This is a genomic window from Parabacteroides sp. PFB2-10 (assembly GCF_029893085.1).
In the GTDB taxonomy this organism is placed as follows: Bacteria; Bacteroidota; Bacteroidia; order Bacteroidales; family Tannerellaceae; genus QVMG01.
The window spans coordinates 137,425-159,177 of sequence record NZ_JARXWI010000005.1 but is presented as its reverse complement, the minus strand read 5'-3'; the positions used below and the strand labels follow the sequence as shown (position 1 = coordinate 159,177).

The 21,753-nt window shown below is 48.9% G+C and carries 20 protein-coding genes; 12 read left to right on the top strand and 8 right to left on the bottom strand.

Annotated elements, in window-relative coordinates:
• Positions 1–74: 74 nt before the first annotated feature.
• The 4 genes from M2137_RS06290 to M2137_RS06275 all read left to right on the top strand — a co-directional run bounded on the left by M2137_RS06290 (position 75) and on the right by M2137_RS06275 (position 4,915).
• A complete protein-coding gene (locus tag M2137_RS06290; RefSeq protein ID WP_280765608.1) occupies positions 75–2,096 on the top strand; it encodes a transketolase in 2,022 nt (673 codons plus the stop codon).
• Positions 2,093–2,530 (top strand): ribose 5-phosphate isomerase B, encoded by a 438-nt coding sequence (gene rpiB, locus M2137_RS06285; RefSeq protein ID WP_280765607.1) that lies wholly within the window; start codon positions 2,093–2,095, stop codon positions 2,528–2,530. The genes M2137_RS06290 and rpiB overlap by 4 nt, the downstream gene beginning before the upstream one ends.
• A 183-nt stretch (positions 2,531–2,713) precedes the next feature.
• On the top strand, positions 2,714–3,205 hold the full coding sequence (locus M2137_RS06280) for a bacterioferritin (RefSeq protein WP_280765606.1): 492 nt from the start codon (positions 2,714–2,716) through the stop codon (positions 3,203–3,205).
• Positions 3,206–3,556: 351 nt separating this feature from the next.
• Positions 3,557–4,915 carry an MFS transporter gene (locus M2137_RS06275; RefSeq protein WP_280765605.1) on the top strand — a complete coding sequence of 453 codons (1,359 nt, stop codon included), beginning with the start codon at positions 3,557–3,559 and terminating at the stop codon, positions 4,913–4,915.
• 11 nt (positions 4,916–4,926) lie between these two features.
• Here M2137_RS06275 and mgtE read toward each other — a convergent pair whose 3' ends face one another.
• The gene (mgtE, locus tag M2137_RS06270) at positions 4,927–6,282 is read right to left on the bottom strand and encodes a magnesium transporter (protein WP_280765604.1); all 1,356 of its coding nucleotides are present in this window, start codon (positions 6,280–6,282) and stop codon (positions 4,927–4,929) included.
• A gap of 26 nt (positions 6,283–6,308) precedes the next feature.
• Complete coding sequence (rsmA, locus tag M2137_RS06265) at positions 6,309–7,106, bottom strand: 16S rRNA (adenine(1518)-N(6)/adenine(1519)-N(6))-dimethyltransferase RsmA (RefSeq protein ID WP_280765603.1); 798 nt, start codon at positions 7,104–7,106, stop codon at positions 6,309–6,311.
• Between the two features lie 95 nt (positions 7,107–7,201).
• On the opposite strand from rsmA, the gene M2137_RS06260 reads away from it, so the two are divergent.
• Positions 7,202–8,203 carry a lysylphosphatidylglycerol synthase transmembrane domain-containing protein gene (locus M2137_RS06260; RefSeq protein WP_280765602.1) on the top strand — a complete coding sequence of 334 codons (1,002 nt, stop codon included), beginning with the start codon at positions 7,202–7,204 and terminating at the stop codon, positions 8,201–8,203.
• Between the two features lie 77 nt (positions 8,204–8,280).
• On the top strand, positions 8,281–9,735 hold the full coding sequence (locus M2137_RS06255) for an aminoacyl-histidine dipeptidase (protein ID WP_280765601.1): 1,455 nt from the start codon (positions 8,281–8,283) through the stop codon (positions 9,733–9,735).
• On the opposite strand, the gene M2137_RS06250 is transcribed toward M2137_RS06255, so the two are convergent.
• Positions 9,716–11,104 carry an rRNA cytosine-C5-methyltransferase gene (locus M2137_RS06250; protein ID WP_280765686.1) on the bottom strand — a complete coding sequence of 463 codons (1,389 nt, stop codon included), beginning with the start codon at positions 11,102–11,104 and terminating at the stop codon, positions 9,716–9,718. The two genes, M2137_RS06255 and M2137_RS06250, sit on opposite strands and share 20 nt — an antisense overlap.
• Positions 11,105–11,571: 467 nt before the next feature.
• On the opposite strand from M2137_RS06250, the gene M2137_RS06245 reads away from it, so the two are divergent.
• From M2137_RS06245 to M2137_RS06235, 3 genes are all read left to right on the top strand, one after another.
• Positions 11,572–13,125, top strand: coding sequence for a M28 family peptidase (locus M2137_RS06245; RefSeq protein ID WP_280765600.1), 1,554 nt, complete (start codon positions 11,572–11,574; stop codon positions 13,123–13,125).
• 66 nt (positions 13,126–13,191) lie between these two features.
• Complete coding sequence (locus M2137_RS06240; protein WP_280765599.1) at positions 13,192–13,896, top strand: SAM-dependent methyltransferase; 705 nt, start codon at positions 13,192–13,194, stop codon at positions 13,894–13,896.
• An 8-nt stretch (positions 13,897–13,904) separates the two neighbouring features.
• Positions 13,905–14,489 carry an acyltransferase gene (locus tag M2137_RS06235; RefSeq protein ID WP_280765598.1) on the top strand — a complete coding sequence of 195 codons (585 nt, stop codon included), beginning with the start codon at positions 13,905–13,907 and terminating at the stop codon, positions 14,487–14,489.
• Positions 14,490–14,496: 7 nt separating this feature from the next.
• Here M2137_RS06235 and M2137_RS06230 read toward each other — a convergent pair whose 3' ends face one another.
• The 3 genes from M2137_RS06230 to M2137_RS06220 form a co-directional block, all read right to left on the bottom strand.
• Positions 14,497–15,192 carry an NAD-dependent deacylase gene (locus tag M2137_RS06230; RefSeq protein WP_280765597.1) on the bottom strand — a complete coding sequence of 232 codons (696 nt, stop codon included), beginning with the start codon at positions 15,190–15,192 and terminating at the stop codon, positions 14,497–14,499.
• A gap of 129 nt (positions 15,193–15,321) precedes the next feature.
• The gene (gene nadC, locus M2137_RS06225; protein ID WP_280765596.1) at positions 15,322–16,161 is read right to left on the bottom strand and encodes a carboxylating nicotinate-nucleotide diphosphorylase; all 840 of its coding nucleotides are present in this window, start codon (positions 16,159–16,161) and stop codon (positions 15,322–15,324) included.
• An 8-nt stretch (positions 16,162–16,169) separates the two neighbouring features.
• Complete coding sequence (locus M2137_RS06220; RefSeq protein WP_280765595.1) at positions 16,170–16,541, bottom strand: DUF4783 domain-containing protein; 372 nt, start codon at positions 16,539–16,541, stop codon at positions 16,170–16,172.
• A gap of 88 nt (positions 16,542–16,629) precedes the next feature.
• On the opposite strand from M2137_RS06220, the gene rlmH reads away from it, so the two are divergent.
• On the top strand, positions 16,630–17,103 hold the full coding sequence (rlmH, locus tag M2137_RS06215) for a 23S rRNA (pseudouridine(1915)-N(3))-methyltransferase RlmH (protein WP_280765594.1): 474 nt from the start codon (positions 16,630–16,632) through the stop codon (positions 17,101–17,103).
• Between the two features lie 364 nt (positions 17,104–17,467).
• Here rlmH and M2137_RS06210 read toward each other — a convergent pair whose 3' ends face one another.
• Together M2137_RS06210 and M2137_RS06205 are read right to left on the bottom strand one after the other, a co-directional pair.
• Positions 17,468–17,770 carry a helix-turn-helix transcriptional regulator gene (locus M2137_RS06210; RefSeq protein ID WP_280765593.1) on the bottom strand — a complete coding sequence of 101 codons (303 nt, stop codon included), beginning with the start codon at positions 17,768–17,770 and terminating at the stop codon, positions 17,468–17,470.
• A gap of 301 nt (positions 17,771–18,071) precedes the next feature.
• Positions 18,072–18,557 (bottom strand): SPOR domain-containing protein, encoded by a 486-nt coding sequence (locus M2137_RS06205; protein WP_280765592.1) that lies wholly within the window; start codon positions 18,555–18,557, stop codon positions 18,072–18,074.
• Between the two features lie 85 nt (positions 18,558–18,642).
• On the opposite strand from M2137_RS06205, the gene M2137_RS06200 reads away from it, so the two are divergent.
• Both M2137_RS06200 and M2137_RS06195 read left to right on the top strand, forming a co-directional pair.
• On the top strand, positions 18,643–20,727 hold the full coding sequence (locus tag M2137_RS06200; RefSeq protein ID WP_280765591.1) for a S9 family peptidase: 2,085 nt from the start codon (positions 18,643–18,645) through the stop codon (positions 20,725–20,727).
• Between the two features lie 82 nt (positions 20,728–20,809).
• Positions 20,810–21,667 carry an enoyl-ACP reductase gene (locus M2137_RS06195; RefSeq protein WP_280765590.1) on the top strand — a complete coding sequence of 286 codons (858 nt, stop codon included), beginning with the start codon at positions 20,810–20,812 and terminating at the stop codon, positions 21,665–21,667.
• Positions 21,668–21,753: the final 86 nt, after the last annotated feature.

Sequence of the window (21,753 nt, the reverse complement as noted above, 5' to 3'; positions counted from 1 at the left end):
TATAAATCTGTCGAGGGCATTCGGTTATATAACGAGAATAGTTATCTTTGCACGAAATTAAATTCCACATAAAGATGAATGATATTCAATTAATGAACAGAGCGGCGGATAATATTCGTATTCTGGCCGCGTCGATGGTTGAGAAAGCCAATTCAGGACACCCGGGAGGCGCTATGGGAGGTGCCGATTTTGTTAATGTTTTGTTCTCAGAATTTTTAGTGTATGATCCTAAAAATCCAACCTGGGAAGGCCGTGATCGTTTCTTCCTTGATCCGGGACATATGTCACCCATGCTTTATGCGGTATTGTCTCTTTGCGGTAAATACACCATGGATGAACTGGCTGCCTTCCGTCAGTGGGAGAGCCCGACGCCGGGACACCCCGAGCGCGATATCATGCGTGGCGTAGAGAATACGTCCGGTCCGTTGGGACAAGGCCATACGATGGCTGTCGGAGCGGCTATTGCTGCTAAATTCCTGAAAGCACGCCTGGGCGATCAGATGAATCAGACTATTTATGCTTTTATCTCAGACGGAGGTGTTCAGGAAGAGATCTCTCAGGGTGCAGGGCGTATTGCCGGTAACCTGGGGTTGGATAACCTGATCATGTTCTATGACTCCAACAATATTCAGCTCTCTACCAAAGTAGAAGAGGTAACAATAGAAAATGTTGCTCAGAAATATGAAGCGTGGGGTTGGAAAGTGATCACGATCAACGGCAATGACGCGGCTGATATTCGCCGGGCATTGACGGAAGCGAAAGCAGTGAACGACCGTCCGACATTGATTATTGGTAACACTATTATGGGTAAAGGGGCTGTGAAAGAAGATAAGAGCAGCTTCGAAGATATGGTTTCTACTCATGGACAACCGCTTTCTGCTGCCGGAGCTTCTTACGCAGAGACGGTGCGCAACCTGGGTGGAGACGCGGAAAATCCGTTTACTATCTTCCCGGAAGTGGCTGAATTGTATGCCAACAGAGCCAAAGAACTGGCCGGAATCGTAGCGGAACGCTATGCTGCCGAAGAGGCATGGGCAAAAGCCAATCCGGAAATGGCTGCTAATAAGAAAAGATGGTTTGCCGGTGAACTGCCGCAAATCGACTGGGCCGGCATCGAACAAAAGGCGGGTCAGGCAACACGTGCTGCTTCGGCTACCGTATTAAGTGCCTTGGCTGTGCAGGTTGACAATATGATTTGCGCCTCAGCCGACCTTTCCAACTCGGATAAGACCGATGGATTCCTGAAGAAGACACATGCTTTCAAACGTGATGACTTCAGTGGTTCTTTCTTCCAAGCGGGGGTGGCCGAGCTGACAATGGCTTCTATTTGCTTGGGTATGTCACTCCATGGCGGTGTGATACCGGCTTGCGGAACCTTCTTTGTGTTCTCTGATTATATGAAACCGGTGGTGCGTATGGCTGCCTTGATGGAACAACAGATCATCTTTATCTGGACACACGATGCGTTCCGCGTAGGAGAAGACGGCCCAACGCATGAGCCTGTTGAACAGGAAGCACAGATCCGTTTGATGGAAAAATTGAAGAATCATCATGGAAAGAACTCAATGTTGGTGCTTCGTCCGGCTGATGTGAACGAAACAACCGTGGCTTGGAAGATGGCTATGGAAAACAAAACACCGACAGGACTTATCCTTTCCCGTCAGAATATCACCAATTTGCCGAATAGCAGCTACCTGGAAGCCCTGAAAGCTGAAAAGGGTGCTTACGTGGTGGAAGACGATACAAACGCAGATGTGACCCTGTTGGCTTCCGGTTCGGAAGTGGCTACGTTGGTAGAAGGCGCTGCTTTGTTGCGTGCCGACGGCATCAAGGTGCGTATTGTTTCTGTTCCTTCGGAAGGTCTTTTCCGTTCGCAGCCAAAAGCCTATCAGGATGCGGTGATTATCCCCGGTAGCAAGATCTTTGGACTCACAGCCGGTCTGCCTGTTACCCTGCAAGGTCTGGCAGGCGATCAGGGCAAAGTATGGGGACTTGACTCGTTTGGTTTCTCGGCTCCTTACAAAGTGCTTGACGAGAAATTGGGCTTCACTGGCAATAATGTGTACAAACAGGTAAAAGAATATCTGGGGAAATGATAGGCATATGCAGTGACCATGCCGGTTACGAACTGAAAGAGTATATCAAGACATACTTGTCGGAGAAGGGATTGGCCTATCAAGATTTCGGGGCCTACTCTGCTGAGAGTTCCGATTATCCTGATTTTGCGCATCCTTTGGCGGAAGCCATTGAAAAAGGAGAGGTCTATCCGGGTATCGCCGTATGCGGTTCCGGAATCGGGATCAGCATCACGCTCAACAAACACCAGGGTGTTCGGGCAGCTTTATGCTGGAACCATGAAATTGCCTCCCTTTCCCGCCATCATAATGATGCCAATGTACTTGTCCTTCCCGGACGTTTTATCGAACGGGAAGAGGCGGCGAAGGCGATAGATGTATTTCTGAATACCCCATTTGATGGCGGACGTCATCAGGCGCGGATCGATAAAATACCGGTAAGAGAATGTAGATAGCCAATAGCTCTCTATCAATAAAAAATGAAAGACTTTAAGGACTTCAATGGCCTTAAAGTCTTTTTTTTATTGAAATACTCTCCCCTTTGAAAAACAAATCCAAGCTACAAACTGTTTCATATATAAGTGGCAAGCCGGACAGGCTGATTGAAAAGCATTATTTACCCGATAAATTTATAGGTTATGATCAAGAGAGACAAAAGCATTGAACTATTGAACAAGGCGGTAGCAGAAGAAATGACTGCCGTAAACCAGTACATGTATTTCCATATTCTGCTCGAAGATATGGGCTATGACTACCTGGCTGCCTATTTTAAGCGCACCTCTATCAAAGAGATGATCCATGTGGAGCAATTCGCCGAACGCATCCTGTATCTGAAAGGGGAGTTGGAATTACGTGCTTCCAAAGGGGTTCAGAAAATCCATGATGTGAAAGAAATGCTGGAACTGGCCAACAAAATGGAGTTGGAAACCATCCAGAACTACAACGAATGGGCTAAGATCTGCATGGACGAATCCGATGCTGCTTCCAAGAAGTTGTTTGAAGCGATCCTGTTGGAAGAGGAAGAGCACCAGGATCAGTTCGATACCGAACTGGACAATATGAAGAACTTCGGCGACAACTACCTGGCTCTTCAATCGATTGCCCACAGCAAAAGCGCCGCCAAAGAATAATTGTATCTTTACATAAGAGATCATATTTGTGAAAAAGGCCGTCCTGATTTTTCGGGATGGCCTTTTGATATTTTCCTTTTCACTTCGCTTTGCTCGTTAAGTGAATTGACAAAATGATAGCAAAAAGCCCATTTTGCTTTACAATATGATACGTTAAAAAATGTTTCTCCCGGGAGTTTGTGAAAATACTCCTGCCGGTTCGGAAAAAAAGTCCCGCGATTTTGACAATTTGATATTTTGAGTTTTCGCCCGCAAACGTTTTCAGGGGGCATCTCTTTTTTTATACTCCGGGGAATTAGTTTTCGTTGATTATTCTGTAAGTTTGTGTGTTGATCCATTAAATGTGAATACATGAAAGCAAAACCCTTCCTGAGTGTTTGGCAAATCCTGAATATGACCTTTGGCTTCTTAGGCATTCAGTTTGGATTTGCGCTTCAAAATGCCAATTCGAGCCGTATTCTTCAGATCTACGGTGCCGATGTCGAACATCTTTCGCTGTTTTGGCTGGCTGCCCCGTTGACCGGGATGATCGTACAGCCTCTTATCGGGCATTATTCCGACCGTACCTGGAACCGCCTGGGGCGTCGCCGTCCGTTCTTTCTGGTAGGTGCTATATTGACCACGATCGCCCTGATTCTGATGCCGAATGCCGGACTCTTCATCTCACCCGAGACCACCCATGCCATTCTTTCGCCGGTGTTGATAGGTGCTGGTATGCTGATGATTATGGATGCCTCTATCAATGTCACCATGGAACCTTTTCGTGCCCTGGTGGGTGATATGCTCCCGGCCGAGCAGCATACGGTCGGTTTCTCCATCCAAACATTCCTGATCGGTATTGGTGCCGTGGTGGGTTCGCTGATGCCGAGCCTGATGAACCGTGCTTTTGGCTTTTCAAACATGGCCGAGCCGGGCGAGGTGGCCGATAATGTGAAATATGCTTTCTACGTCGGAGCGGCCGTTCTCTTTGTCTGTGTCCTGTGGACCATCGTGACGACCAAGGAGTATTCGCCGAAAGAGCTGGCGGAGTTTAGCGGAGAGGATGGGGATAAACCGAAAGAAAAACACCGGAACGGATTGATGGAGATCATGTATGATATCGCGCATATGCCTAAAGTGATGTGGCAGTTGGGTATATGTCAGTTCTTTGCCTGGTTTGCTCTTTACTCCATGTGGGTCTATTCTACTCCGGCAATAGCCGAACATGTCTATCATTCGCCTGACCCAACATCGGCGGGATATGCTGCAGCCGGCGATAAGGTGGGCGAGTTGTTTAGCGTTTACAACTTTGTCGCCATGCTTTTTGCCTTGCTATTAATTCCGATTGCCAAGAAATTGGGACGCAAATCGACTCATGCGATCTGCCTTACCCTGGGCGGCTTGGGATTGATGTCGCTCTATTATCTGACTGATACGAACGCGATGATCGTTTCTATGATTGGGGTGGGTATTGCCTGGGCAAGCATCTTAGCCATGCCATACGCTATCCTTTCCAATAGCCTGCCGGCGGAAAAGATGGGAACCTATATGGGTATCTTTAATTTCTTTATCACCCTGCCGCAGATCACCAACGGCATTATCCATGGCTGGATCGTGCGCAATGTGTACGGAGGGCATCCGATGTATGCCCTATTAACAGGTGGAATGTTCCTTCTCTTAGCTGCTATCGCCGTGGTATTCGTGAAGAGTAAGGCGACCAATTTGCGTTGAACGCTCCTTTCTTAAATGATACCGGTCAGTGAGGCAACGATGAACATATAGATCATCATGCCGATAATGTCATTCGTAATGGTGATAAACGGCCCTGTCGCTAAGGCGGGGTCGATTTTAAGCCTTTCGAGGGTCATGGGAACCAGTGTGCCGAACAAGCTGGCAAACATCACTACGGCAAAAAGACTGAGTGATACGGAGGCGGTTACGATGCGGTCGCCCAATGTGAAGAAGTTATAGATGAAAACAACTAAGCTGATGATGCTGGCATTGATCAGTGAAACGACCGATTCTTTCAATACCTGTGTCCAGATATTCTCCGGCCGGAGCGATTTGTTAGCCAGGCCTTGCACGACGATAGCCGACGATTGTATGCCGACATTCCCTCCCGTTCCCCCGATCAGCGGGATAAAAAGAGCCATTTTCGGGTTGGAAGCAATATTGTTTGTGAAATTACCCAAGATAACCGAGTTGCCCAGTCCGCCAATCATACCGATCAATAGCCAGGGAAGACGCGCGGCTGTTTGCAGGAATATATTATCGGAGGTCTCCACATCCTGCGAGATACCGGAAGCCAACTGGTAGTCGCGTTCGTGTTGTTCGCGTATCTCGTCCATCACGTCGTCGATGGTGATGCGTCCGACCAGACGCCCGATGCTATCGATAACCGGCAGGGCTACCAGGTCATACTTCTCAATAGCCTGAGCCACCTCCTCAATGCTGTCGTTATCGTGTACGGCAATCGGATCTTTCTTCATCACGTGCTTGATCTTGGAAACGGAAGGATTGGTAATCAGTCGCTGCAATGGAAGGACACCACGAAGGCGTTCGTCATCGTCGATCACGTAGACATAATAGATCTCATCCATCTCTTCGGCCTGCAGGCGCATCTCTTCGATACATTTGGGCATGCTCCAGTTCTCGTTCACCACGATCATCTCCGTACCCATCAACCCCCCGGCGGTGTCTTCATCGTATTTCAACAGATCGACAATGTCACCAGCCTGCTCTACGTCTTCAATATGCGAGAGTACCTCTTCCTGTTGCTCTTCCGGAAGCTCACGGATAAGGTCCACAGCGTCGTCGGTCTCCAGGTTGTCTACAAACCGGCGCGCGATCAGTTCGGGCGGCAACTGGCGTAAGAGGCGATGACGGGCATCCTCGTCGAGTTCCATCAATACCTCGGCAGCCGTATCCTCTTCCATCAACGGATAGAGGTAAGCACCTTCCTGAAGATTCAACTCTTCATATATTTCGGCGATATCCGCAGGGTGCAATTCTTCCAGAATCGCTTTGATCTGCTTTTCGTCTTTGTCGGCTATCAGCCGTTCGACGTTTTCGAGGAATTCTTTTGTTAGTTCAATCATCGCTTTACGTAATTTAGGAGAAACAGCTATTGACCATCGCGTGTGGTAGCAAGGTGCGCTGCCGCTATTTTTGTCAGTTCGATAAATTGTTCGAAGGAGAGTTGCTCGGGACGCTTATCAAAAATAGGCAACGCGTAATCCGGACAATCCTTTCCTAATAGCGGTTTCATGGAGTTGCGAAGGGTTTTTCTTCGTTGATTGAACGAGGTCTTAACCACGGTCTTAAAGAGTTTTTCGTCGCAACCCAGACTGGTTCGTTCGTTGCGCGTCATGCGGATAACAGCGCTTTTCACTTTGGGGGGCGGGTCGAACACCTGTTCGCTTACCGTAAATAGATATTCCACATCGTACCAGGCTTGTATCAGTACGCTCAGGATACCGTATGTTTTGCTTCCCGGGCCGGCAGCCAGCCGTTCGGCTACCTCCTTCTGGATCATACCCGAACAGCAGGGGATAATATCTTTGTAATCGAGTACCTTAAAGAATATCTGACTGGAGATATTGTAGGGGTAATTGCCAATCACGCAAAAGGGACGATCGAAAAGGCGGCTTAAGTCCAATTGCAGGAAATCGTCTGCCAGGATCTTTCCTTCAAGCGCCGGGAAATGCTCCCGCAGATAGTCGACCGATTCCCAGTCGAGCTCAACCACCGTCAGGTCGTGTCCCTCTTCCAACAGGAACTGGGTGAGTACGCCCATGCCCGGTCCGATCTCCAAAACAGGCTGTTCTTTATAGTTGTCCAGTGTCTCTGCAATGCGACGGGCAATCTGCATATCTTTAAGAAAATGTTGTCCGAGTGACTTTTTGGGTTTGACCGTTCTCATTGCTCTTTTGGGAGTAAAATGTTTGTATTCAAATATAATGTTTATCTTTGCGGGCGTACAAAAGTACAACAAAATATAATAACAACCTTGCTCGAATGAATTTAAAGAGTACATTGCGCACTTCACTAAAGATTGTTATACCCTTGGTATTTGGGGGCCTTTTGTTATGGTTGATTTACCGCAATATGGATATCAAAGCAATTTGGGAAGTGATACGCCGCGGTGTTCGTTATGAGGTGATCGCCTTTTCTCTTCTGTTTGGTTTGCTTGCCAATGTTTTTCGTGGTTTACGCTGGAGTTTACTGATCGATTCCCTGAAGGCACCGCATAGTAAGACGCGTGCGGTCGTGGCCGTGTTGGGTACATACGCTGTCAATTTGGTATTGCCGCGTATGGGAGAGGTATGGCGTTGTGGCGTCGTCACCAAATATGATAAGATCCCTTTCACGAAACTGTTCGGAACCCTGTTGATCGACCGCATAAGCGATGTCGTGGTGGTTGGCCTGATTACGTTTATTCTTTTCTTTTCAAACCTTAGCTTCTTTACCAATTTCTCCGAACGCAATCCGGAACTACTGGATAGTTTTCAATCTATCTTCACCTCGCTTTGGGTGTATGTTTGCCTGCTTATCGTGATTGCAGCCGTATGGTTTGTGTTCAAATATATGAGCAATTTCTCGCTGGTACGCAAGGCAAAGAATATGCTGAAGAACGTATGGCTGGGCGTAAAGAGTATCTGGTTATTGGAGGATAAACCGAAATTCCTTGTGCAGACATTGATTATCTGGGTCTGCTATTTCATGTATTTCTATGTAACCTTCTATGCGTTTGACTTTACGCGTGACCTGGGATTCCACAAAGGATTGATTGCCTTTACGATGAGCAGCATTGCCGTGGCGATTCCTGTGCAGGGTGGTATTGGTCCCTGGCACTTTATGGTCATCTCTACCCTGGTATTGTTTAACGTAGCAGAAACCGATGCCGCTGCTTTTGCTGCGGTGGTGCATACGATCCAGACGGCCTGGACCGGATTATGCGGCTTGGCAGCTATACTGATCCTGCCCCTTATCAAGAATAATGATAAAATACAAGAGTAACCGGTAGGGAACGGATAAAGGATCTTGTACCTCATTCGTTTCTACCTGTTCAATATAAACCATTAAAGAGAACTTTTATGTCAGCTGAAATCAAAAATCTATCCCCCGAACATGTATGGGGTTACTTCTATGATCTAACGCAAATCCCTCGTCCGACAGGACAGATGGAAGCCGTAACCCGCTATGTTGTTGACTTCGGTAAAAGCCTTGGCTTGGAAACGCTGCAAGACGAAGTGGGCAATGTCTTGATTCGTAAACCGGCCACTCCGGGCATGGAGGGACGTAAGACCGTTATCCTGCAATCGCACTTAGATATGGTTCCGCAGAAAAACTCTTCGGTAGCGCATGATTTCAGCAAAGACCCGATCGATGCATACGTAGAGGGTGATTGGGTAACAGCCCGCGATACGACGTTGGGAGCCGACAATGGTATTGGTGCCGCATACGCCATGGCAGTTCTCTCCGACACCTCACTGACGCATGGCCCGGTAGAGGCTTTGTTTACAGTCGATGAGGAGGTGGGAATGGATGGCGCATTCGGACTGAAACCCGGATTCCTGAAGGGCGAAACGATGATTAACTGCGACTCGGAAAAAGAGGGCGAACTGTTTGTCGGATGTGCCGGTGGCGCCGACTTGAATATCTCATTCCAATACAAAGACGATCCATATATCCCGGAAGGTGATGTGGCTGTGAAGCTGAGCCTGACAGGCTTGAAAGGCGGACACTCCGGAGTGGATATCCACCTGGGTAGAGCCAATGCCAATAAGTTATTGTTCCGTTTCCTTAAGGAGGCGGTGATGGAATACGGTGTTCGCCTGGCTTCGGTCGATGGTGGTTCGCTGCGCAATGCGATCCCACGCGAGGCCTTTGCCATTGTGACCCTGCCTGAAGACGAGGCCGATGTATTCTGGGAACTGGTTTCCGACTATCAGGATCTGTATCGTTCCGAATTTGCAGGCGTAGAAGACGGAGTTACTTTTGCCGCTGAGAAGGTAGAATTGCCGACTACGCTTATCCCCGAAGAGATACAAGATGCGCTTATCAATGCGATAGTAGGCTGCCGCAACGGTGTTTTGAGCATGTTGAGCGATTTCCCGGGTACTGTAGAGTCTTCTTCCAACCTGGCTATTGTGAAATCCTCCGAAGGATTGATCGAAGTAAAAATATTGGTACGCAGCTCTTCCGAAACAAGAAAAGCCGCCGTATGCTCCAGTCTCGAGAGTGTCTTTGCCCTGGCAGGTGCCCGGGTAGAGGAGGGAAGCAGCTATAATGGCTGGCAACCCAACATCAATTCACCCATCCTGCAGGCCATGCAAGCGACTTATGAAGCCCTGTACGGCCGGAAACCTGCCGTTAAGGTGATGCACGCCGGTCTGGAATGTGGTATTATCCAGGGCGCTTATCCCACAATGGATATGGTGTCGATCGGTCCCGATCTGGAATTCCCGCATTCACCCGATGAACGTGTGAACATTCCGAGTGTAGCCAAAGTGTGGGATTTCCTCAAAGCTACGCTGGAAAGAGTCTGATCTCTTCGGGAATATACCCGCTACGGATGCGCCATTCCTGGGGATAGAGATTGTTGGCCCGGTTGCCGATGTTCTTTACAAAACCCAACGGATGGCCTTTGTAGCTGATCAGGTGATAACCTTTCGCCGCCTCGGGTGGCAATACAAGTATTTCCTTTTTTAGATAAGCGATAGCCTCTTCCCAACTCACATCAGTGATCGGGAAGAGGTTTTTGTTTTTCCGGATGCTTAGTGCCAGGGCATGCGCCGGAATAATATCTTTCCCTTTCACCTCTCCGAGGGGTATGCCGGCGGAGAGTGTGCGTAGTTTGGTGGTTAGTAATTGAATCTCTTCTTTATAAGCCGTCGGAATAGCCCGGATAATATCCCCATTTATAAGAAACTCAAACGCATCGGCCTCGTTTATCCATTCCTTCACCTGAGGCGGAATGGCCTGACGGACGCTGTTTTTATCTCTCTTTTCCTTTCCTTTTGCCGGGCGACGTGACGAAAGATCGCCTTCCGGCTTACGCATAACGGCCAGGAAGAATCCCTCTCCTTTGGTTTTATGCGGTAGAAAGCGGTAGACCGGATGGTCGTGGATCAAGGCTCCTGTCACCTGCCACTCCTCAGGAACAATAAGCGGCAGACATTCGGCACCCAGCTCTTCCGTGAAGAAGTGGATATTCTCTTCGTTCTCTTCCGTGTTATAGGTGCAGGTGCTGTATATCAATAATCCACCCGGCTTCAACGCCTCCCATATATCTCCTACGATACGTCGTTGCCGGGCAGCGCACAGGGCCACGTTTGCTACGCTCCATTCTGCTATGCTGGCCGGATCTTTGCGAAACATGCCTTCGCCCGAACAGGGCACATCGGCTACGATCACATCAAACAGCGCACCCAATCGTGCAATCTCTTCCGGATCGTTGTTGGTCACGATAGAGTTTGGATTCCCCCACTTGGCTATATTCTCCGCCAGGATATGGCTGCGGCTGCGGATCACCTCATTGCTGACCAATAGGCTTCCTTCGGGTAGAACCGCTTCCAGGTGTGTTGATTTCCCGCCCGGCGCGGCACAAAGATCGAGGCAGCAGACCGGTTTGTCGATCCATTGTCGGATCGCCTGCTCCAGAAACATAGAAGAGGGCTCCTGCACATAGTAAGCCCCGGCATGAAACAACGGATCAAAGGTGAACGAGAGCCGCTCGGGCAGGTAATGCCCCGTTTCTGTCCAGGGAATCCGTTCCATGTCCGGCGTTTGAAGCTGTTTGGCCGGATTGATCCGGATGCTGACAGGCGAGGCATTATTCAAAGCCTCTTCAAATGCTGGAAACTCTTCCGGCAACAGCTTTTTCATCCGCTTTACAAAATCGGCAGGGAGATCTATCTTTTCTTGCATGTATACATTATTATGGAAACAAAGATAATTCCAAGCGCATAATCTGCCAAATGGGAGTGAAGTAAATTAACCTGCCATTTTGGCGGTATTTAAAAGCATCCAAAGCCCGGAACCCAAGTGTTAGCAACCGACCCCATTTTTGCAACTAAATGGGGGTGTGGTGCTTACAACTCGGTTTGTTAAAAAGTGTTTCTCCCGGGACTTTTTTCGCGAAGTCCTTGTATTTTGCCGAAATTCTCCTGCCGGAATATCAAAATGCTATTTCGGCTTTTTTGTTTTTAGGAGCTTTTGATGGGTTTGGATGGTCTGTTTTTCTGTCATAGTGGCAGGCGATGGGGTGGGGGAAAGGTGTTCTTTATGCCGTTTACAATAAAAATATCTTCCATGAAGATGAAGCGAAATCGCTTGGTGATGTTATCTTTGTGCAAAGTCGTACTTATTAATCTAAACAGAAGATGAAGAGATCATGTATGGGCAGCCTGATTTGTTTGCTGCTCGCCACGTTATCGTTGACTGCACAAGAGGCGGTCGTGAATAAAATTATAGAGATCGGTCAGACCGACAACCGTACCATGCATCATATTGATGTGTTGACCAACCGTTTTGGTGGGCGCCCGATCGGCTCGGATGCCTACGAGAACGCTGCCGCATGGATGATGCGTGAATTCAAAAGTTGGGGGCTGGATGTTAGCTACGAAAAGGCGGGCGAGATGCCGGTTGGTTTCAATCGGGGTCCCTGGTTCGGACGTATGCTGAGCGATAACGGTATGATTCTTCATTTTGCCACGCCCTCCTATACCTCTGGCACGAAAGGGTTGCAGCGGGGGCATGTGTTGATCGAACCACGCACGCAGGAGGAGTTCGACCGCATGAAAACCCGTCTTCGCGGTGCCTGGGTGCTTATTTCGGGGAAAAACGAAGGATGGCCTATCGACCGCTCGCCTACGGGTGATTCCATTCGCGCGGCCATCAAAAAGGAAAACCGGGAGATCCAGGAAGAAAATCGCCAGCGGATGAGCCAGCCCAATTCCGGCACTTCGCCGTTGGTACTCCGGACTCAGCGGATGTTCCCGGCTCTTTTTTATAAGGAGATGTGCGAAGCCGGCGTCTTGGGCTTTATTCAGTCTTCCTCCGTGCCTATCCGCGCGCTTTACGACCGTAAGATGATCGACGCCAACCTGATCGATTTCGACCATCTGCCCGAGGTGCCCGATATCAAACTCGACGAACATCAGTTTGCCGTGATCGAACAAATGGTGAAAGAACGGCGCGAGTTCCTGTTGGAATTCGATATCCGCAACCATTTTAAGATTGGCCCGATCCCCTATCACAATGTGGTGGGATCGATAAAAGGCAGTAAATACCCCGATGAATATGTGATTATCAGCGGACACTTAGATGCTTTTGATGTGGCCACCGGCGGTATCGACTGCGCGACCGGTATCGGCCCTATGATGGAAGCGGCTCGTATGCTTGCTCTTTCGGGCGCCAAACCCAAACGCACGATTCTCTTTGTGGCTTTTGCCGGTGAAGAGTTCGGCTTGCTGGGTGCCCAGGCCTGGGTGAAGTCTCATCCGAAAAAGTTGTCGAAAATTGCCAATATGTTCAATCGCGACGGTGGGCCGACGCCTCCGGTAGGCATCAGTGTGCCCACATCCTGGTATAAGGACATGGTAAAGATATGCGAACCGATCAAGCGGATCCGCCCGGATTATCCGTTTGAGGTGATCGAGGTCGAGCAGCCACGCCGCAAACCGGTAGCGATAGGTGGCACCGATGCCTCTGTTTTTGCGATGCAGGGCGTGCCGACCATTGGCTTTAATACGCAGGATTTCAAGGGGTATGACTTCAATTACGGAGAGATCTGGCATACGGAACGCGACCTGTACACCAAAAACATCCCGGAATACCAGGAGCATACGGCTACCGTTACGGCGATTGTCGCCTTGGGTATTGCCAACCTTGATAAACAGCTGACGCGCGAAGGTGTTTACCAACCGGAAGAGTGATCGGGCGATCACTTTTTCCCGGTATATGGAAAATTTCCTGTACTTTTGTTCGAAAAGAAACCCTGTATGCAACCTGCTCTCTATCTGATCCCGGTGACGCTGGGAGAAACGTCGCATGAACAAGTGCTTCCCGCCTACAACCGGGAGGTGATCCTCACGTTGCGCCATTTCATTGTGGAAAATATACGGACGGCCCGGCGCTTTCTGAAGAAAACGGATCCGGCGATCGTTATCGACGACCTCACTTTCTATGAACTGAATAAACATACGACGCCGGAAGAGGTGACCGGCTACCTGGCGCCTTTAGCTAAGGGAGAGTCGGTGGGGATTATCTCCGAAGCGGGATGTCCGGCTATTGCCGATCCGGGAGCTGATGTGGTGGCGATGGCGCAGCGACAGGGATACCGGGTGGTTCCACTGGTGGGACCCTCTTCAATCCTGATGGCTTTGATGGCCTCCGGCTTCAATGGGCAGAGCTTTGCCTTTCATGGGTATCTGCCGATCGACGGTGGTGAACGGACGCAGATGATCAAGAAACTCGAAGGACGTGTCTATGGCGAGAATCAAACGCAGTTGTTTATCGAAACGCCTTACCGGAACAACAAACTGGCCGAGGAACTGCTTCGCACCTGCCGTCCGGGCAGCCGACTTTGTATCGCCAGCAATATCACCTGTGAGGATGAATCGATCCGCACCCGTACCATCAAAGAATGGCAGGGGAAACTGCCCGATATGAATAAAAAACCGACCATCTTTTTACTCTATAAATAAGCTATCGTATGGATACTCCCCTCTATTTCGCACATGAGACCGCGGTGGTCGATGCCGGATGCCGCATCGGCGACGGCACACGGATCTGGCATTTCTCCCATATCATGGAAGGCTGCGTGATCGGTAACTTCTGCAATATCGGACAGAATGTGGTGGTCTCTCCCCAAGTGATCCTGGGCGATCATGTGAAGGTGCAGAACAATGTGTCGATCTATACGGGGGTGATTTGTGAAAATGATGTATTTCTTGGACCGAGCTGTGTGTTTACTAATGTGGTGAATCCGCGCAGTTCCATCGATCGTCGTGGTCAGTATCAGCAAACGCTGGTGCGAAGAGGGGCTACGATCGGGGCGAATGCGACGGTCATCTGTGGTCATATGATCGGTGAATATGCCATGGTGGGCGCGGGCAGTGTAGTGACCAAAGATGTGCCTCCCTACGCCTTGATGGTGGGTAACCCGGCTCGTCAGATCGGTTGGGTAAGCGAAGCCGGCGAACGGTTGACCTTCAACGAAGAAAATATCGCCGTATGCCCGCATGACGGCAGTCGCTATCGTCTGGAAGATAACAGCCTAATCCGCCTGTACGAATAGGCGTTTCCTATACATATTGTTGTAAAAGCGTAGTCAATTGGCGGACACCTTCCGAGGCGCCGCTACGGATCACCTGTATGTCTTTGCGGTGGGTTGCCACCTCTTTCGGGTCGATCAGGTAGACCGGAATACCGCTTGGCGCATAACTGAGCAGCCCGGCGGCCGGATAGACATTCAAGGAGGTGCCAATGACTACGAAGATATCAGCCTGTTGTGTAAGCGATATGGCCGGTTCGATCATCGGTACCGGCTCGCCAAACCAGACGACAAAGGGGCGAAGCTGATGCCCTTTCGCATCGCGGTCGCCCAAGTGAATATCCGGATTCTCCGGTGGAAGATCGTATGTTGTATGGAAATCCTCCATGGTGCAGGCCTTCATCAGTTCGCCATGCAGGTGTAATACCCGCGAGCTTCCCGCCCGTTCATGCAGGTTATCAATGTTTTGTGTGATAATCTCCACATCGAAATCTTTTTCGAGTGCCGCCAGCCCTTCATGTCCGGCGTTAGGGAAGGTCTTTAATAACTCCCGGCGACGATAATTATAAAACTCCAACACCAATTTCGGATCGCGCCGGAAAGCCTCCGGCGTAGCTACATCCTCCACCCGGTAACGATTCCAAAGCCCGTCTGAATCACGAAACGTCGCGATCCCACTCTCCGCACTCATCCCGGCTCCTGTCAATACGACCAGTTTTTTCTTCATAAAGAAATCCTTTACAGCTATCTGACAAATGTATGAAAAATAATAAGACAAAGCGATAAAAAAAACTTCCATGCAATCCGAATCGCATGGAAGTCTTATAATGTTATGTATAAAGCCGGGAAGTAATACTTACACCGCTTTCAGACTCATATCCAAACTCTTGACCGAATGGGTAAGGGCTCCGACGGAGATGTAGTCGACACCTGTTTCGGCGTAGTCGCGGAGCGTGGCGAAGGTGATGCCTCCGGATGATTCCAGTTCGTAGCGGCCGGCAACCATCTCAACGGCTTTGCGGGTATTCTCCACATTGAAGTTGTCGAGCATGATGCGGTCGATGCCGCCTACCTGCATGGCCTCCTGCAATTCGTCAAAGTTGCGCACTTCGATCTCTATCTTCAGGTTTTTGCCTTTCTCGCGGAGATATTCCTGCGCGCGGGTGATGGCCTGGGTGATGCCTCCGGCAAAGTCTACGTGATTGTCTTTCAACAGGATCATATCGAACAGGCCGATGCGGTGGTTTACGCCGCCGCCGATCTTCACCGCCTCTTTTTCCAACATACGCATGCCGGGCGTTGTCTTGCGGGTATCGAGTACACGGGTCTTCGTTCCCTCCAATGCCTTGACATATTTACGGGTGGTGGTGGCTATTCCGCTCATGCGTTGCATCACGTTGAGCACTAAGCGCTCGGTTTGCAAAAGCGATTGCACTTTTCCTTCTACCGTAAAAGCGATCTCTCCCACTTTTACTTCCGTGCCGTCTTTAATGAAGATGTTGATCTTCAGATCCGGATCGAAAGCGTGAAAGATACGTTTAGCTATTTCTACGCCGGCCAGTACACCGTCTTCTTTGATGATCAACTGGCTTTTCCCCATAGCAGTTGCGGGGATGGATGATAATGTTGTATGGTCGCCATCGCCGATGTCTTCGGCAAAGGCCAGTTTGATTAAGTCCTCAATAAAATGGTCCATTTGTTATTTTATTCTATTCTGATTGATTGTATAATCGCTTTGTCACCATCCGCGCGGTAGGTGATATTCACTCGAAACTCTTTGCCGGCAGTCGGTAGTTTGGCCACAAAGAAGCCGTTTTCTTTCTTGTCGGCATGATGAAGCAGGTTGAAACCGCTCGGTTTGTTCGTATTGAAAAAGGTGTTCAGCATCGCCACCGCATCAGCAGCATTGGCCTTTTTCGAGGCACCCGGCAGGGCTACGTCGACCTCCTGATCCATCTGCGACTGGATAGCTGTGGCATTTCCTTTCTTAAAGGCATCGGTTATCGGTGTGATATCGGCAGCATAGGCTCCCACTGCGGAGAGGATCAATGCCAGGGTTAAAAGTATTCTTTTCATTTTAAAGTCCTCCTTTTGCGTGTTGTATGATACAAAGATAGGCATTTTCTTGTACTTTCGTATCGGAAATACCTTTAGAAAGAAACAAATGAAAGTAGCTTTTGTTGTCATTGGAAAGACAGATAGTGCCTATTTCTCGGAGGCGATCCGGGAATATCAGGGTCGTTTGAGCCATTATATGCCTTTTGAGATGCAGGTTCTCCCCGATATAAAAAACGCGCGCAACCTCTCTGAGTCCCAGCAAAAGGAGAAAGAGGGCGAATTGATCCTCAAAGCGTTGCAGCCGGGTGACATCCTGGTATTGCTCGATGAGAAGGGCAAGGAGTTCACCTCCCTGCAATTTGCCGCTTACATAGAGAAAAAGACGCATACCGTCTCCCGTCGTTTGGTCTTTGTGGTGGGCGGCCCATACGGATTCAGTGAAGCGGTCTATAAAGCAGCATCCGAAAAGATTTCCCTGAGTAAGATGACTTTTTCCCACCAAATGATCCGCGTTATTTTCCTCGAACAGCTCTATCGCGCCATGACTATCCTGAATAACGAGCCTTATCATCATGAATAGAGCAAACCAACTGCCAAAATGGCGGCTGTTTTGCGGACAAAAAGTGAGAAAGGCGTGAAATCAATGTGTAAACAAATGATGGAGGTTTTCTAACTATTTGGGGCTGTTGTGCTTACACTTCGGTTTGTTAAAAAGTGTTTCTCCCGGGACTTTATGAAAATACTCCTGCCTTTTCGGCGAAATACTCCTGCCGAAATATCAAAATGCTATTTTGAGTTTTTTTCGAATAAGGGAGGAATCTTTGTTTTCAGAAAAATTATTGCGCCAAAATGGCAGGGTGTGGAGAGGTGTTCTTTGTTTCTCCCAATAAAAAGCCCGGAGCATCCTGAGAAGTCCGGGCTGTTATATTGTTCTTATTTATCTGTTAAGTAATAGGCTTTACAATCTCTATTTTCAAACCGAGCGCCTCGATAATCCGGCAAAACGTACTTATACCAGGCTCTACTACACCCTTTTCTATTTTTGATATATAAGATTTATTGCTGCCGATCCGATCTGCCAGTTCGGTTTGAGTCATTTTCTCTTTCTTCCTTGCTTCGCATATGATTTGTCCCATGCAATAAGCATACGCTTCCCTCCGAAATTCTTCTCGTTCGGGAGTGCCCACCTTGCCGTACAGACTATCCAATACGGCATCCATATTTCCAACATTAGGGTTTACTTGCATAATATTCATTTTACAAAGTTCGTATTCACCCTTTGCTGGGTTTTAAGCATATCAAGAACATAGGCGATTTTTTTCTTTGCAGCATCATCTAATGACATAAAGAAATCTATAAAATAGTGTTTATAGTATAAAATCTGCCTCTCGTTGTCCATGCAGCAAAGATAGTAAAAGTTTCTTTATTTGACAACTTTTAGGGTTTTAAAAACAACCCTATTATCTTCTAAATGGGGATAGCTCCAGAAAACAAAAAAGGAAGAGTTTCCCCTTCCTTTTTTGTTTTTATATCTCTTTTGGTATTTTATCAATAGGCTCTTTCCAATAACCAGGAATCCTGGAAGTTGGGGGCGTATTTGCGTTTGAAGGCATCGCGGCTGGCGGCGGCTTGTGTCTTGTCGTCGAAACTGGAGACGATCACGCGCAGCATACCTTCGTCGTTTTCACCCAACACCACATGATAACCATCGTTTTCCATCCGTTCTTTCAGGGAATAGGCATTTGTTTTATTACGGAAACTGCCAATCACCACACTGAAACGTTTCAAACGGTTCGGGTCTTCTCCCTGCACGGGCTTGATCTTTTCGGTACGGGTTGCTTCCGCTACTTTCGGTTTTGAAACAGGGGCAACATCAACTACCTGATCATCCACTACAACCACCTCGGTCGGCGCGTCCATTTCTCTCTCTTTGGCTTGCTCGTATGCAGCCTTATAGGCACTTTGTTTGGGTTTACATGAACCCAGGGATACAATCATACAAATCGCGGCTCCAAATAACCAAATCTTTTTCATATTGTCAGATATTTAATTACTTGCCGCAAAGATATGAATTAATTTAGCTATTTTCGCATGCATAACTTAATATATCATAACGCAAATGAATAAATCTATCGTAACAATGGCCATGTCAGCAACAGTGTTTTTGGGGGCATGTACACAGGAATCTACACAAAAAACGCCCGAGGCGCCCCTGATCGGACGCACGGAAATGACTATCCCGAACGGACGGCTCACTCCCGAAGTATTATACTCCATGGCGCGCGTTAGCAGCGGCCAGGTTTCTCCCGATGGCACGAAGGTGCTCTATGGCGTGAGCTTTCAAAGTATCGAACAGAACAAGGGGAATCGTGAACTCTTTGTTGTCGACATCGACGGCAAAAACAAACAGCAGATTACGCATACGCCTCAAAGCGAAAATAACGAAGTATGGATAAACGGAGGCAAGCAGATCGCTTTCCTTACAGGCGGACAGATCTGGGTGATGGATGCCGATGGCAATAACCGCCGGCAGATCAGCCAATACGAAGGTGGCATCGACGGCTTCCTGCTTTCACCGGATGAAACGAAGGTGGCCTTTATCAGTCAGATCCCGTATGGCATCGATACGCATAAAACCTTTCCCGACCTGCCGAAGGCAACCGGGCGCATGGTAGACGACCTGATGTATAAGCATTGGGACGAATGGGTAGAGACTGTTCCGCATACCTATTGGGCGCCGATCGACTGGAACGGAACATTGGGCACGGTGACCGATATCGTGGAAGGTGAACCCTATGATGTGCCGATGAAACCGTTTGGTGGTGTGGAGGAACTCTCCTGGACGCCTGACGGAACCCAATTGGCCTATGCGGCACGGAAGAAAACAGGGGTGCCTAAATCCTTGTCGACCAACTCCGATATTTATCTGTATGACCTGGCGAAGAAAGAAACCCGTAACCTGACGGAAGGTATGATGGGCTATGATACCAATCCGGTGTTCTCGCCCGACGGCAGCAAGCTGGCCTGGGTCAGCCAGGAACGCGATGGCTATGAATCGGATAAGCACCGCCTTTTTGTGATGGATATGGCTACCGGCAAAAAGACCTATCTGACTGAAGATTTCGACTACAATGCCGATTCGCCCATCTGGCATCCCGATGGTAATATGCTTGCTTTCCTCGGTGCGAAAGAGGGATTGGTGCATATCTGGGGTATTACGCTGGATAAGCAGATCGGACAGGTGACAACCGGACAATACAATTACCTCTCGATCCATTCGGATGGCGGGCAGATCGTGGCACAGCGCCAGTCGCAAGAGCAGCCGACCGAGCTTTACCGGATCGATCCGATGAGCGGTGCCGCTACGGAGATCAGCTTTGAGAATAAATCGTTGCTCGATCAACTGACTATGGGCAAGAGCGAACCCCGCTGGGTGAAGACGACCGACAACAAAGAGATGCTTGTCTGGGTGATTTATCCCCCGCATTTCGATCCGAATAAGAAATATCCGGCGCTTCTCTACTGCCAGGGAGGTCCGCAAAATATGGTGAGCCAGTATTGGAGCTTCCGCTGGAACTTCCAGATTATGGCGGCCAACGACTATATTATTGTGGCACCTAACCGACGGGGACTGCCCGGTTTCGGACAGGAGTGGCTGGAACAGATCAGTGGCGACTATGGCGGTCAGAACATGAAAGACTACCTGGCAGCGATCGACGCGGTGGCTAAGGAGCCGTATGTGGATGAAAACCATCTGGGAGCTGTCGGAGCAAGCTACGGCGGATTCTCCGTTTACTGGCTGGCAGGCAACCACAACAAGCGTTTTAAAGCCTTTATCGCCCATGCCGGTATGTTCAATATGGAGCATCAATACCTGGAAACAGAAGAGATGTGGTTTGCTAATTGGGATATGGGTGGCCCGTATTGGGATAAGAATAACCCGGTGGCACAACGCACGTTTGCCAATTCGCCTCACCGTTTTGTTGACAAATGGGATACACCCATCTTGGTGACGCATGGGGAAATGGACTTCCGGGTACCTATTTCACAAGGACTGGCTGCGTTTAATGCTGCTAAGTTGAGAGGCGTACCGGCCGAGATGCTGGTGTTCCCGGATGAGAACCACTGGATATTGCAACCGCAGAACGGAGTCTTGTTCCAGCGTGTCTTCTTCAACTGGCTGGATAAGTGGCTGAAGGAGTAGGAGGGAGCTGTGATTCCGCCGTTGAATTGCGTATCTCCCGTAGATTGTGTACTTTTGCCCCGGTTATTAATAATAAATAGGTATGAGTCATAATTTATTGAAAGGCAAACGGGGCATCATTTTCGGTGCGCTGAATGAGATGTCGATTGCCTGGAAAGTCGCTGAAAAAGCGGTCGAAGAAGGAGCAACCATTACTTTAAGTAATACGCCGATGGCCTTGCGCATGGGCGAGTTGGACGAACTGTCCAAAAAACTGAATGCGGAGGTGATACCGGCGGATGCCACCAGTGTGGAAGATCTGGAGATGGTATTCTCCAAATCGGTGGAGATATTGGGTGGAAAGATCGACTTTGTGCTTCACTCCATCGGTATGAGTCCGAATGTAAGGAAGAAACGTACATACGACGACCTGGATTATAATATGCTGGAGAAGACATTGGATGTGTCGGCCATCTCCTTCCATAAGATGCTGCAGGTGGCCAAGAAGCAGGATGCGATTGCCGAGTATGGCTCGGTGGTAGCCCTGAGTTATGTGGCGGCTCAACGCACCTTCTTCGGGTATAACGATATGGCGGATGCCAAGAGTCTGTTGGAGTCGATCACGCGTAGCTTCGGTTACATCTATGGACGGGAGAAGAATGTGCGTATCAATACGATCTCTCAGTCGCCAACCGCGACAACAGCCGGAAGCGGTGTGAAAGGTATGGAGAGCCTGATGGACTTTTCCGATAAGATGAGCCCGCTGGGCAATGCGACTGCCGAAGAATGTGCCGACTATTGTGTGACCCTCTTCTCGGATCTGACACGCAAGGTAACCATGCAGAACCTTTTCCACGATGGTGGCTTCTCGAGCATGGGTATGAGCCTCCGCGCGATGAACCAGTACAGCAAAGGGCTGGATGAGTACACGGATGAGAATGGAAAGATAATATATGGATGATAATAAATGGATAATGGGTAATTGATAATTGATAAGAGAAAGAGTTCGTCTTGTTGACTATCCATTATCAATTATCCATTATCCAT

Bases quoted from the DNA above. Each gene is read 5' to 3' on its own strand.
- M2137_RS06290 (WP_280765608.1), top strand. From the start codon at position 75: ATGAATGATATTCAATTAATGAACAGAGCGGCGGATAATATTCGTATT.
- rpiB (WP_280765607.1), top strand. From the start codon at position 2,093: ATGATAGGCATATGCAGTGACCATGCCGGTTACGAACTGAAAGAGTAT.
- M2137_RS06280 (WP_280765606.1), top strand. From the start codon at position 2,714: ATGATCAAGAGAGACAAAAGCATTGAACTATTGAACAAGGCGGTAGCA.
- M2137_RS06275 (WP_280765605.1), top strand. From the start codon at position 3,557: ATGAAAGCAAAACCCTTCCTGAGTGTTTGGCAAATCCTGAATATGACC.
- mgtE (WP_280765604.1), bottom strand. From the start codon at position 6,282: ATGATTGAACTAACAAAAGAATTCCTCGAAAACGTCGAACGGCTGATA.
- rsmA (WP_280765603.1), bottom strand. From the start codon at position 7,106: ATGAGAACGGTCAAACCCAAAAAGTCACTCGGACAACATTTTCTTAAA.
- M2137_RS06260 (WP_280765602.1), top strand. From the start codon at position 7,202: ATGAATTTAAAGAGTACATTGCGCACTTCACTAAAGATTGTTATACCC.
- M2137_RS06255 (WP_280765601.1), top strand. From the start codon at position 8,281: ATGTCAGCTGAAATCAAAAATCTATCCCCCGAACATGTATGGGGTTAC.
- M2137_RS06245 (WP_280765600.1), top strand. From the start codon at position 11,572: ATGAAGAGATCATGTATGGGCAGCCTGATTTGTTTGCTGCTCGCCACG.
- M2137_RS06240 (WP_280765599.1), top strand. From the start codon at position 13,192: ATGCAACCTGCTCTCTATCTGATCCCGGTGACGCTGGGAGAAACGTCG.
- M2137_RS06235 (WP_280765598.1), top strand. From the start codon at position 13,905: ATGGATACTCCCCTCTATTTCGCACATGAGACCGCGGTGGTCGATGCC.
- M2137_RS06230 (WP_280765597.1), bottom strand. From the start codon at position 15,192: ATGAAGAAAAAACTGGTCGTATTGACAGGAGCCGGGATGAGTGCGGAG.
- nadC (WP_280765596.1), bottom strand. From the start codon at position 16,161: ATGGACCATTTTATTGAGGACTTAATCAAACTGGCCTTTGCCGAAGAC.
- M2137_RS06220 (WP_280765595.1), bottom strand. From the start codon at position 16,541: ATGAAAAGAATACTTTTAACCCTGGCATTGATCCTCTCCGCAGTGGGA.
- rlmH (WP_280765594.1), top strand. From the start codon at position 16,630: ATGAAAGTAGCTTTTGTTGTCATTGGAAAGACAGATAGTGCCTATTTC.
- M2137_RS06210 (WP_280765593.1), bottom strand. From the start codon at position 17,770: ATGCAAGTAAACCCTAATGTTGGAAATATGGATGCCGTATTGGATAGT.
- M2137_RS06205 (WP_280765592.1), bottom strand. From the start codon at position 18,557: ATGAAAAAGATTTGGTTATTTGGAGCCGCGATTTGTATGATTGTATCC.
- M2137_RS06200 (WP_280765591.1), top strand. From the start codon at position 18,643: ATGAATAAATCTATCGTAACAATGGCCATGTCAGCAACAGTGTTTTTG.
- M2137_RS06195 (WP_280765590.1), top strand. From the start codon at position 20,810: ATGAGTCATAATTTATTGAAAGGCAAACGGGGCATCATTTTCGGTGCG.